A 13,410-nucleotide genomic window follows, 5' to 3' on the forward strand; every position below is an offset into this window, starting at 1 on the left:
CATTTTTGGTAAATCTTTTATTTCGTGATTACTGGCTGAAAAACTTCCAAGCCGACGCCCCGATCACGGATGACGAGCGTATCGGTTGCCGAGTAGGTATTCGCACCTTGCTGGAATTGATACGTGAGGTGAATGGCATCCCGTTTTTTATTACCCCACTCGTCGGCATCGTCGAGAAACTTCCCGCTGCCCGTCACCTGAAACGCAGAACCGGGAGTGCTACGTACAACACAGTCATTGCCAGTAAAGGTCAGCAGCATACTCAACGTGCCTTTAATGGCCGTAGAGTTAAGATTCCCAGCCATAGTAACCTGATTTTTGCTTCTTGTCGTCAGGTTCCAGACTTCGTTTTTCTCGACGAATTGCGTCCGATACGTAGTCGACTCGATTGCCTGACCCGCAGCATTTTTTACCGTGCTTTTACCCCGACGGAAATAACTGCCATGAAACGGATTGATAAACTTGATAGCGAACATGGTAAAATCCTTAGGCACTACGTCCCAGTTGCTGACAATCCGTGGGTCAGGCTGCGGCAGCGACGATTTACCTTTAAGCAGCGAATCCAGCCCAACAACTTCCTTGATACGTACTGGTAATACGTATGCCAGCTTGATGGCCAACGTATCATCGAAAAATTCATCTTTTAGCTGTACCGCAATATTTCCGTTGAACTGACCCGCCGGAATAACCAACTGATCGGTCGAACTCAACGTGTAATATTTTTCTGGCAGCGGATAGATGGGCTGATTGGTCGAGGCAAATTTTGCCTGATTACAGAGACTATTATCGACCTGAATTTTGAAGACCCGATCCTTCGTATTCGCATACACCCCACCCATCGCTGCCGAGATCAGGAATTTGTGACTGTTGTCGTTGGAATTATCGTAGATATAATCTCCCAGAATCAGCGTCCGGACGGGATACTGATAGGGAAAGTAACCCGACGTATAGTTGTAATCGGGGAATACAATTTCCTGATTTTTACAGGCATATAACCCAGCCAATAAAACAAGTAGAAGCAAAATCTTTTTCATGTCGGAGTGCTTATAATGGTTTTCCGAATTTCAGATGACAGTGAATTACCAGCCCTGATTTTGCTGGAGTGCCTGATATTTAACAATCTCCGTTTGGGGTACGGGGCCGTAGTGCATGAAGTTATTTTTATACACCCGAGGCTCGACGTCAACGACCGTAAACGTTCCCCTGTTGATATTGACGCCTTTTGCTGGTTCGGTTAAATCGGCTTTCCATCGACGCAAATCCCAGAACCGGAATCCCTCGAAACAAAGCTCTAACCGACGTTCATTGCGAATGAGTTGCCGCATGTCTTCTTTCGTTGATACGCTCATCAGATACGGATCGGCTTTAGGAATTCCCGCCCGGCTACGTATCGCACCAATTACGTCCTTTGCCGAGTATCCCCAGGTGCCCGAACCGGTTGGTCCCCAGGCTTCATTGGCGGCTTCGGCGTAGAGCAGGAACAGTTCTGTATAGCGCATATGCACTTCGTAATGCTTTTGGGTTGTGGTCGAAACGGGGTTCATATTGACTTCCTCAACCAGCAGTTTTTTCATATAATAACCAGTACGTGTGGACGTTTCCAGCGAATCTTTGGCATCAATACCGCCACCCACGCCTGTGAGAATCGTTTTCCCGGAAACCGTATTGCCATTGTAGGCGATGTACTGGCGCAGGCGCGGGTCACGACTGTCGTAAGGTTTTGCTTTATCGTATCTGCTTTCCGAGCGGTCAATTGGATATCCGTTTGCTGCCGGAAACGCATCGACAAGATTCTGCGTAGGATTTACATTCCCTCTGCCAAAAAGCGACGGAGGATAGTTCGCCATTTCGCGCGTGTTCGTCGTAACGACCGACCGTCTCCATAAAATCTCCTTCTGCTCGATTGGACTGGCGGCCGATACGTTCAGTTTGTCGACAAGGGTTTTCAGGTAAAATTTATTTCCTTCTGGATCAAGCCCGGTCAGGCCACCGATGTCTTTCAATACGTTCCCGGCATGATTCGCAGCCAACTCCCATTTAGTAGGATCGGAATTGAAGGCTGGACTGGCGGCAAGTAAAGCTACTTTTGCCCGTAACGCTCTGAGTATCCGGCCAGAAATCCGCTGGTTAAGCTCAGACCCGAATACAATGTTATAGTTACTTGTCGATACCTTTTCATAGCCGGGCGGCAACTGGGCCGCACTGCTTACATTCAGGTAATCGTTCATGGTCAGATATTTCAGCGACTCGTTGATGTCGGCATAAATCCGATCAACGGATTCGGCAAACGTAGCCCTTGGAATATTGAAGTCGGCGTTCGCGTCCAGAAATTTGTTAATGATCGGAATTCCCAGCATCTGCCCTCCAGGGCCCGGCCCCGCAACACCCACTAACAAATGATATTGCAACAAGGCACGTAGCGCGTAGGCTTCTCCTTTAAATCGCTGGGTATACAACCAGTTCAGTTCAGGAACGGAGCCTTTCCAGTTGACCGTGTCAATAAGCGTAATGAACTGGTTCGTTGTTTGAATACCCGAAATACAATTGGCCCATTGATCTACAGGGTTGTAGATCGCCGACCATTGGCCAGTGGCCATTCGCAGGTAATCATTCAGCTTATTGTTGCTCACGGCGTCGTCGGTTGCTACGTCGTTAAAGCTGAGGTTGTTGGTAGGGATTTTGGTGTACGCGTTCATCAGTACGCCTTCGGCAAAACCCGGATCTTTATAAAGCCGGTCAGCCGTTGCGTGATTATCGTTCACCGGTTCCAGCAGATCGCAGGACCAGAACGTAACGGTACCCAGCGCGAACAGGATGTATAGAAAAAACTTCTTCATATCTTTTTCACGAATTAAAACGAGATATTCAGACCTAGTGAATAGGAGCGATACTGCGGTTCTGTGCCAATGTTCAGCTCTTTGTACTGCCGGAACTTCGAAATCATGACCAGATTGGACGCATCAGCGAAAACCGAAAAACCTCTCATATTCAACTTATTTGACACTTTAACCGGAACCGCATACGTAAGCTGTACCCGATCTACAGTGAAGAAATTATCGCGGTATAGCCAGAAATCAGAACTGCGGTAATTGTTGGTGTTGGCAATGGAACTTAGCCGGGGGAACGTAGCAGTAGCCTGAGTGGCTTCCGTCCAGCGGTTCAGCACGAATGTCGAATACTTATCATCGCCATCAACCCAAAAGTAGTTGTTCGAGATTTCGCCATCAGCACCCATTCGTCCGTTGCCACGTGCAAATAAGGTCAGGTTTTTATACGATAAGCGTAGGTTGAGACCATACGAAAACGGAGCCTGCCAACGCCCAATACGTACCTCATCATTGGCGTCGATAATACCATCGCCGTTTTGATCCTTGTACTTTATATCACCCGGTTTTACGGTTCCGAAAGCCTGGGTTTCATGGCTTTCAATATCGCTTCGGCTATTGAAGAAGCCATCCGAAGCTAAACCAAACCGGGCGTCGACGGGTTGTCCGGTACGATTTCGGTTGCTGGTTGCGTACAGCTCATCCCGTTTTTTAACCTTCGAATCGGCGTAGAGCATGTTGGCTCCCACAACCAGTCTGAAGTCGCCCAAGTTTTCGCGGTAAGAAAGCCCTAACTCGGCTCCACGATAGGCATTATCTTCAAAGTTTCGGTAGGGAATGAAGGTTGAGAAATAGTTTGGATAGATCGTTTGCGGACGGGTAATCTGGTCGTAATACAAGCTGGTGAACACATTGACATCCAGCGACAACCGATTACCAAACATCAGGCTCTGAAAGCCGATATTCAGTTCATTCCGTTTTTCAAAGGCCAGATTCGGATTACCACTATTCTGAGCAATTACGCCCGCTCGCGACCGGGTACCTTCGTACCACGAGTAACTGCCGGAACCGGTATACCGTTCGTCGTAGTTATAAAATCCACTGATGCCGTTGTCTGAATTCAGCAAACCAGCCGATGCACGAATTTTCAGGTAGTTGATAAACGGCACCGACGACATAAATCCTTCTGAACTCATAACCCATGCCAGCCCCAGCGATGGAGAGAAAGCAGTACGGTTGTTGGCTGGAAGCTTAACGGAGTTCACAAAGGCACTACTGAAATCAATCAGATATTTATTTTTGAAACCGTAAGCCAATCGCAGACCGAGGTTAGCATTTTTATTTCCCTGTATATCACCCTGAACTTTGTCGCTGGTCAGATAGGCCAGCATCGAGCCGGTGATCTGGTGTACATCGTCTATGTTCTTATTATAATCCAGCAAGCCGTAAAACCCAATCCGACGCCGATACGACGCATTGCCGACATTCTGGGTTCCGCTACGTACATCTTCACCATACTTCCGCAAGCTAACGATCCGGTCTTCGGTAGCCGACCATGTTGGCTCATAAGCTGCATACGTATTGCTGATAAACTGATCGTAAAGGGTCAGAAAATCGAAACTCAGGTTGGTATGAAAAGCCAGCCCCGGAATGGAACGGCCCAGATCGAAATCAATCCGGTTATTGAACGAAAACACCCGTTGCAACTGCCGATTTTGCCCGCCCGCGTAGCCCGACGCAATGGGGTTTGTCAGATACGTAGCGGTTCCACCAATCAGGTATTGCCCATCGACCTCCGTTTTACGTCCTTTCAGAAGCGTATTTTCCGGGTCGATCAGCGACATCGGAATCAAGGGAGCATACAAATTCGGACGTAACGTAGCGGCATTGGAAAAAAAGCTTCCCTGCGGCATGTTGTTGTCGTTCAGCACAAAAACGGCATCCAACGCGCTTTTAATCCAGGGATTAACTTTCAGATCAATATTCCCCCGCACGTTGAATACGTTGGAATTCATGGACTTTCCTTCCCCGAAATTATAGAGACTTCCGGTTTGGGTCCAGCCGATGTTGGTGTAATACGTTGCTACGTTGTTGCCCCCCGAGAAATCGACCATCGCCCGCGAAAATGGCCTCATTTTCTTCAGATACTCGCTCGAATAGTAATCTACGCTAGGGTATCGGTAGGGGTTACCGGTTCTGAAATTCTGGATTTGCGCAGGCGAATACTGAACGCCCAGGCCATCGTTCAGCCGCGCTTCGTTGTACAATTCCATATAATCGGCCGACGGAAGATATTGCGGTAAAGCACTGGGCCGGGAGATGCCGTAAAAAGCCGTTGCATTGATCTGCTTTTTATAGGCTTGTCCGCGTTTGGTTGTGACTAGCACCACGCCGTTGACCGCATCATTGCCATACAAAATGGCGGAGTTGATATCTTTCAGCACCGAAATCTGCGCCACTTCCGACAAATTCAGCGTGCTGACGTCACGCGGTAGACCATCGACCACGAACATCGGGCTACCAATACCACGAATATTCGAACTGCCGAGCATACCGGGAAGCAGACCGTTGAGTGCCGACGAAATGCTCTGTGTGTTATCGAACTGCCTCAGCTCGTCGGGATTTAGAATGCTTACGGCGTTGACCAGATTTCCTTTTTTGATTTTGCTAAACGCTACGTTCACTATGTCCCGCTCGCCAAACTGGAAAGGCGATTTCGTTAACGTCAGGCTTTCCTGATTACTATAGTCACCGGGTTTAAATACGACGGATTCGAATCCGGGTGCTTCAATAAGCAGATCGCCCAGCGTCGGGATAGTAATAGCGAACTGGCCGCTTGCATCGGTCTTGCTAACAGAAACGCCTTCGTTACCATAGACAGTTGCGTTATTGATTGGCGTACCATTTTCATCCACCACAATCGACTTGATCAACATTGGCGGAGCCGCTTTTTTCTGAGCCAAAGCCACAACATGGCAACACAGCAACAGGCAGCTCAGGTATACGTATATTCTTTTCATGGAATTCACTGGTTAAAGGATGACACTACGTATTGATGGTTACCACCCCGGATTTTGTGGAAAGCCTTCATACAGTCTTGTGTCTTTCAATTGGAACGGAAGCCAGTTATGTCTTTTTTCAAAAACGCGGGTAACCACTACCCGTTCTCTCAAATTGGTAGGTTTGCCGTTGGCAGCCCGGTCGAAATCAATCGCCGTTTTCTGAAGATATTCGGGATTTCCGGCAATATTCCACCGGCGCAGGTCAAAAAAGCGATGCCCTTCAAACGCGAATTCAACCGCCCGTTCCCGGATAATTTCTTTCATGAACGCGTCTTTCGAGCCCGTGTATTTGTTGGCCAGATTGGGCAACGTAGCGCGGTTGCGGATGGTGTTAACCGCATCGACAGCCGTTAAGGCAGCCCCCGGCGATTGAGACAGCGGAGATCCATAACCATGCAGTACGGCTTCGGCATACATCAGGTACACATCGGCAAGGCGCATCTGCGGATGGTAGGATTGGAAACTTCCCCAGCGGTTATCCCAGGGATTACAGCCTTTTGGGGTCCATTTTTTGTAAAAGTAGCCCGTTACGCTCCCTGCTACGTTGCTGCTGGCTGGCGTACCGTTGCGGTGCATGCCGTTGTTGGCTAACTGGGCAAATTCGTTCTGCTTGGCTGCTGCTGCGGTAGCATTATCCACCATTCGGACGCCGTCATAAATAATGTCGACATAAAATCTTGGGTCGCGGCCAGTCCAGGGATCATTTGGGTTATAGCCCGATTCGGGGTCATCAATAGGCAGGCCATTGGCCATTCCGTAGTTTTTAATGAAGTTGTGTGTGGGCACTTCAACCCGGTTATTGCCCGCTCCATACTGCACTGGATTTGCTGTTCGATTGGTGGTAAACCGGACATAACTTGGTATGTAAACGGTCTGGTTCATGATCACCTCCGTACCACCCGGCCGATCGCGGTTACTCGGCGACCAAACCCAGAAATTATCGGTCCACGTACCCCAGGTTTGTAGTCGGTATGCCCCGGTTTCCCGGCATATTTTGATCACTTCGCCCAGCACATCGGCGGCCTGTTTGCTTAATTCCGCATCGTAAACGTTTTGCCCAGTCGAGGATTCGTTCATCATCGGGCTGGCGGCATAGAGCAGGTTTTTCCCCAGCATCGACAGGGCATGGATTTTCGTAATCCGCTGCGCGTTGTTGCCTAACGTAGCAGCCCCCATGGCCGTTCCGTCCCACTTCAACGGCAACAAATCGGCGGCTTCTTTAAAATCTTTGGCGGCTTTCAACGCCGTTTCTTTGTAGGTAAGCCGGGGTAACGTAAGCGCTTCCGACGAGCTTTGTACGGCATCGACGTAGGGCAATCCGCCGTAATAGCGCATCAATTCAAAGTGAAAAAAGGCCCGAAAAAACAGACATTGGCCTTTGATGGCGTTTTTCTCTTCGGGCGTGGCCTCTAGCAAATCCAGCTTACTCAGGCCAAGATTTGCTTTGCGGATAGCGTACCAGGCAAACGGCCAGACCCGCATGCCGGTAAGATTGGAATAGTAGTTAAAGTTGGGTGTAGCGCCATACAGGAAGCTTGTCTGGTTCCAATAGTTGCCATCGTCCCAAGGCAACGGCACAGTAGATAATACTTCATCAGAAGCACTGAAGTTATAGAAAAAATTACCACCCAGCACTTTATGAATGTCAACTACGCTATTATAGATTTCCTCGACAAACCCCTGAAAGCTGATAAAACTGCCATACACATCTTTATCGGATATGGATGCTTCAGGAGCCCGGTCAAGGTAACTTTCGCAACTGCTGGCAAAAAACGCAACGAACACAACGCTGCTCACCAGCCACTTTCTGAGTCCGTGCAGTCTATTTCTAATCATGACCTATGTATTAAAAAGTTAAGTCGATACCGAAGTTTATGCGTCGTGGCGTAGGATAAGCACCTGCGTTGGCGGCACCACCCGAAGCGGCCGATTCCCGGTCGTCGGGAAGTTTCGACCAGAAAAGCAGATTGTTGCCATTGACAAAGAAACGTAGCGAAGAAACGCCCAGCCGATTGGTGACGGTCTTGGGCAATGTGTAGGCTACTTCGGCTGTACGTAACCGCACAAACGATCCGTCATAAATGAAGTAGTTACCGATGAATTGTCCCTGCGACTTCCACCGGGGGAGAAACGACGTAGCATTCTGATTATCTTTTGACCAGTGATCGCGTACGTGGGAAAACAGTACGTTCTGATACAGGTAAAAGTTGTCGAGCGGGATGTTCCGTGATACGTTGTTGACCGCAAAAAATTGCAGCATGATCGAGAAGCCTTTGTAACTAGCCCCAAACGACGCATTGTAATTGTTCTGCGGTACGTCGGAGTGGCCAAAGGGCACCGTATCATCGTTGCCGGTAATTACGCCATCGGCATTGTAATCCAGCGTATTGTAATAACCGGGTAACTTAGACAGATCGTTGGTTTGTTGCGGAACGCTGGCGTATACTTCATCCCAGTTGTTATAAAAACCGGTATTTATCAGGCTTCTGGTTTGGCCGATCTGATAGCCAGCCTGCTTTTGGTACGCTGCCTGTAAAGCCGGATCGTCCCGATTTAATACGGTATTCTGTGTGTGTGTATAAGCGAAATTACCCCAAAGGTTTATGCCGGAAGGAAAGCGTTTATTAAGCTTTAGCTCCAGTTCATAGCCTTTCGATTTCACCTGCCCAAGGTTTGCCGAAGGCGGTGTTGCGCCAAAATAAGGAGCGATAGCCCGAGAGGCTCCCGTAATGATAATATCGGTTCTGTTCTCCGTGAAATAGTCAAAATTCAGTTGAATCAGGTCATTAAAAAGCCCTATTTCTGCGCCATAGTTGTGTTTTCGGGCTTTTTCCCAGTGAATATCGGGGTTGCCGACAATCGATTCTTTATACCAGAGATAAGGGCTTTTTTCGTTCGGATTCGCATTCAGCAGGCTGGAGTTCCCATACGCATACTGTGATTGGAACGCCCACCTCGACCCACCGGCATCGTCCCCAACGGTTCCGGCACTGTAGCGAAATTTCAAATGGTTGATGGCGGGTACTTTAAAGAATTTTTCGTTGGTAACATTCCAGCCAAAGGCGTAGGACGGGAAAAAATCAAAGCGATAGCCGGGGCCGAATTTTTCAGACCCGTTGTAAGCGCCATTAAACTCAAATAAATACCGGGAATCGTAATCGTAAGTTGTCCGAAATACCCAGTCTTCGCGGTAACTGGGAAACATACTGCCCTGCGCAAACTGCTCGCGTTTGAATAAGCCCATCGCTCCTACGTTGTGCTTATCGAACGAGCGGGTGTAATTCGACTGCAATTGATACATCAGTCGGCGACGGATGGGTAGATAGCCCACAAACGTCGAGGAAACTTCTTCCGGGTTAATTGTCCACGGATTCGCCACCCAGTCGAACGCATTGGCTGCGGTAACGGGTGTGGTTTCGGTGTACTGGCTGGGGTCTTGCCCTTCGCCGGTGTACCGATCTGGATAAACAATTTTTCCGAGCAGATTACCTTCAGGTCGCACGTGGTTCTGATCGGTAATACCACCAACGGTTTGCAAACTATTGTCATAGAATAACAAACCCGTTACACTGAGCCCTTTTGTAAGAAAGTCCAGTTTCTGCTCAAGAGTAAAATCCGTATTCAAGGCCACTTCACGACGCTCCCAGACACCCGTGTTATAAATCAAGGCAACCGGGTTTTGAAGCTGCTCCGGAGGTAGCGCATAGTTCTGGCCCCAGCTTCCGTCTGGATATTGGGGCAAAATAGCATCCGGCGGAAACCGATACGCTGCTGCCCAGGCAAGTGGGTTGGTTCCCGACGTACCGCTGGCATAAGAATAGTTGGTATTTTTCTGGCTGAAAAACCCGGCCAGATTGACTTTCAAGTTTGTGGTTCCGGTGACGCGAAAATCCAGATTGCTCCGAAAGTTAAATCGATTGAAACTGTAGCTGGGATCGTAATTTTTATTGTTCTCGTACTTTTTGAACATGTCGCTCTCGTTCAGATACGCCAGCGACCCAAAATATTTAACAAATTTGGTTCCTCCCGTTACGTTCAGATTTGCCTTCTGCGACCACGATACATTCTTGAACATGGCTTCTTTCCAGTCGACATTCGGATAGAGGATTGAGTTAATATCGCTTTGGGGACGCCGGTAACGTAACGCCACTTCATACGGTACGTAGTCGCCCCACGAAACCGGATTGATAGTGCCTTCGCGCTCAATCATTTCGTTACGTAGCATGATAGCTTCATACGAGTCCAGCTTATCGGGCAAGCGGGAAACCGACAAGGCCGTTGCATTGTACGAAACAGCAAGTTGTGGTTTGGATTCAGAGCCCCGTTTGGTCGTGATCAGGATAACACCGTTGGCACCTTTCACCCCAAAAACGGCTGTTGCTGAGGCATCTTTTAGTACCGACACCGTAGCCACTTCGTTTACGTCGATGTTTTCCATGTTACGTTCAACACCATCGACCATAATGAGCGGCTGCCCGCCGTTCCAGGTGTTACGTCCACGAATAAAAATCGCGGTGGCGCTTTCTCCGTTGGCGGTTCCGCCCGGTTCACCACTAGCGGTAATAGTGGTCAGGCCCGGCAGGTTTCCGGTCAACGCCTGCTTGAGATCCGTTACGTTACCAACTCGTTTTAGCTCTTCATTTGTCGTCTGTACAATCGAGCCGACTACGCTTTCCTTTTTTTGCGTACCAAAACCCACAACGACCACTTCATCAAGCGTCTTATCGTCGCCTTTCAACACTACGTCGATTTTAGTTCGGTTTCCGACCGTGATTTCCTGCGATAAAAAACCCACGTAGGAAAAAGCAAGGACCGTTTCCCGGTTCGGAACACTAATAGAAAACCTCCCCTCCGTGTCGGTTGTCGTACCTCGCGGAGTGCCTTTAATCAGCACTGTTACACCGGGGAGTTTTTCCCCTTTATCGTCCACAATCGATCCCGTGACAGGAATTTCGGCTTTAGCGTTGTGGTTTGGCTCTACTACGTCCGTTGCGGACGAGCTTGGCTCCGGTTCTTGGGGCGTCAGCACAATCTGCTTACCAATAATCCTGTATTTTACGCTGATTGGCGTAAGCAGTTGGTTCAGGATATCCGATAATTTATCGTTTCGATAATTTACCGAAACAACTGGTTGTTCGGGCAATAATTTGGTACGATACGTGAATGTAATATCCACTTTCTTCCCAATCAGTGAAAGAACTTCGGACAGGCTCCGATTTTCTGTTTTAAGGGTAATCTTCCTGTTCAGCAACTCCTGTACGGCTGGGTCGCGAGCCTGCGTAAACGTTGTGAAAACGACTACTGTCACGAATGATAGCAGTAGCACTCTCATCAGGATTCGGAAGTTTAGAGAACTGTAAACGTTTCCCATTGATTTGATCATTCTTAATTTTTGGGCAATAGCAACCCTGTATCCAACTAACGGATATGAGTATACGTCATTAAATTGAGAGGAAATGAGCCTTACATTGGGTACTAGTCGGGCTCAGTATTTAGCGGAATAGTTTATAGCATAAGCGCTCGCAGTTTGTTAGGTTATACCTGTGGTTTACATGCATCGTCGGGCATCGATTATGATACGTGTGTCTTCAATTTTATACGTAGCGTCGATCGCTTCGCAGAGCACCTCCAGCCGTTGAAACAACGATTCATCCTTAAACGACGTAGTTAGTCGGCAGTTTGTCAATACGTTCCTATCAAACTGAATGTCTACGCCATACGACTTTTCGAGATTATCGAGTAATTCAGCAACCGGAACATTATCGAACGTAGCACTTTGACGTTGGCTTTCTGGCAAAATAAGTAAGGGTTCTTCAACGAGTGTACGACTCAGTTTGTCTGAATCAGGTTTATAGTCGGCCTGCTGATTAGGTAACAAAACCACTCCCGGCGGCTGATCGGCTAAACCACCCTTTGTTTTTTTATAGACAAACACTTTTCCGGTCTTTACCGCCACAGTCATGTGCTTATCTGCTACGTTGGTTCTTATCCAGAAACTCGTACCTAACACCTTGGTTATTAACTCATTCGTATAAACAATGAACGGCTTTTTAGGATTACGGGCAACATCAAAAAAGGCTTCACCAGTTAAATAAACCTCACGAACAGAATCGGTGAAATGGGTTTTGTACCGAAGCTTAGCCCCTCGCGACAGCGTTATACGACTATTATCCGGAAGTTTTATGATCATGGAATCGGTCGTATTATTCGAAACCTGAGTTAAATCACCCGATAGTACACCATAGGCATCACGGCTAATTGATACCAGATTTGTTTCCTCATGCTGTATCTGCCAAAGAGTCAATCCCCCAATTAGTAAAACTACGGCTGCTGCCATCCTGACCCATGCCCGCTGCCAAAGTGGAATAACGGTAACCGGCGGGTTAATGGACAACTGGAGTTTTTGCCAGATGTCTTTCGCATCCTGTTCGTTAACATCAGGACACGTAGCTGCACCTAGTTTCAGTACGATTTGTCTAGCCTGACGGATCGTGTCCTGCTGAAACGGATATGTTTCCAGGAGTGAAGACCAGAAGAGATCATTCTCAGGGTCAGGATATTTAACCCACCGAATAAACTCTCCGTCCTGAACGAAGTCGTCGAGATCGTATGTCGCGTATTTCTCAAGCATATAGCATGGCAACCAAACGTATAAATGGAGCATTTATACGTTTGTACTCAAAAGGGCCTAAAAATATTTTTAAATTTTATTGATATGGTTAAATATAAGCAGCAGAAGCCAGCCAGCGAATTCAACGAATTCTTTTAACTGGGAAATAGATCGGTGAATAAGATTACGTACCGACTGGTTATTTATCTGCATAACCGAGGCTATTTCTTCAAGGGAGAAATCGTGGAAATAACGCAGTTGAATTACTTCCTGCTGGCGTTTAGAAAGCCGGTCGATGGCTTTTCGAAGTGCTTTGATCTGCCCTTCAGAACCTTCCTGCTCAATAATGGTGTGCTCTAATGGTAAATCGCTAAAAACCTTGTCCAGTATTTGTTCAACATCCGGCCAGGCAATTGGTGAGGCTCCCTTGCTGTTGTGAACAATCCGGTTACGTAGCGATCGGAACAGGTAGAAACGAATGTTATCCGTGTCGGAAAGGGTTTCGCGATGGAGCCATAGATGCAGAAACAGATCGTGAATACTGTCTTTAATGAGTTGCTGATTACCGGAAACCCGGTGCCCATATCGTAGCAGATCTTTTATAAATCGGTTATAGATCCAGGTAAAAGCCATCCTGTCTCCTTTCCGAAAAGATGTCCATAGTTCGTTATCAGATAATGATTGCACAGGACGTTTTTTTTAGAGCAAGCCAATAGGGGTTTCTAAAGGCAACTGAAAATTTTCTACCAATTTCTCTACAAAAGAGATAGGCTCATCAATCTTACTTATTCCAGCGGCCCCGCTAAGTGCCAATTTTTACACATTTTGCAGATTAGATTATCCTTTTCTCACATGATGAGTTGGCAAAAAATCACCTTTTAGCCGGAGCTATTTCCTCAGAATTTTAATGGAT

Annotated in this window: 7 protein-coding genes; all 7 read right to left on the reverse strand. The window is 47.7% G+C overall.

All coding sequences use genetic code 11. The annotated features are described in order from the left end of the window. Positions 1-17 precede the first annotated feature (17 nt). The 7 genes from ACYVD4_RS01165 to ACYVD4_RS01195 all read right to left on the reverse strand — a co-directional run bounded on the left by ACYVD4_RS01165 (position 18) and on the right by ACYVD4_RS01195 (position 13,184). On the reverse strand, positions 18-1,034 hold the full coding sequence (locus ACYVD4_RS01165; RefSeq protein WP_460941778.1) for a DUF5627 domain-containing protein: 1,017 nt from the start codon (positions 1,032-1,034) through the stop codon (positions 18-20). 45 nt (positions 1,035-1,079) lie between these two features. After that, positions 1,080-2,837: a RagB/SusD family nutrient uptake outer membrane protein gene (locus ACYVD4_RS01170; RefSeq protein ID WP_460941779.1), complete on the reverse strand. Its 1,758-nt coding sequence runs from the start codon at positions 2,835-2,837 to the stop codon at positions 1,080-1,082. A gap of 14 nt (positions 2,838-2,851) precedes the next feature. Then, entirely contained in the window at positions 2,852-5,845 is a 2,994-nt protein-coding gene (locus ACYVD4_RS01175; RefSeq protein ID WP_460941780.1) for a SusC/RagA family TonB-linked outer membrane protein, read from the reverse strand. Positions 5,846-5,884: 39 nt separating this feature from the next. Next, the gene (locus ACYVD4_RS01180) at positions 5,885-7,723 is read right to left on the reverse strand and encodes a RagB/SusD family nutrient uptake outer membrane protein (RefSeq protein WP_460941781.1); all 1,839 of its coding nucleotides are present in this window, start codon (positions 7,721-7,723) and stop codon (positions 5,885-5,887) included. Between the two features lie 10 nt (positions 7,724-7,733). Further along, positions 7,734-11,219 carry a TonB-dependent receptor gene (locus ACYVD4_RS01185; protein ID WP_460941782.1) on the reverse strand — a complete coding sequence of 1,162 codons (3,486 nt, stop codon included), beginning with the start codon at positions 11,217-11,219 and terminating at the stop codon, positions 7,734-7,736. A gap of 216 nt (positions 11,220-11,435) precedes the next feature. Further along, positions 11,436-12,518: a FecR family protein gene (locus ACYVD4_RS01190; protein ID WP_460941783.1), complete on the reverse strand. Its 1,083-nt coding sequence runs from the start codon at positions 12,516-12,518 to the stop codon at positions 11,436-11,438. 69 nt (positions 12,519-12,587) lie between these two features. Continuing rightward, complete coding sequence (locus ACYVD4_RS01195; protein ID WP_460941784.1) at positions 12,588-13,184, reverse strand: RNA polymerase sigma factor; 597 nt, start codon at positions 13,182-13,184, stop codon at positions 12,588-12,590. Positions 13,185-13,410: the final 226 nt, after the last annotated feature.

The organism is Spirosoma daeguense (assembly GCF_054776875.1).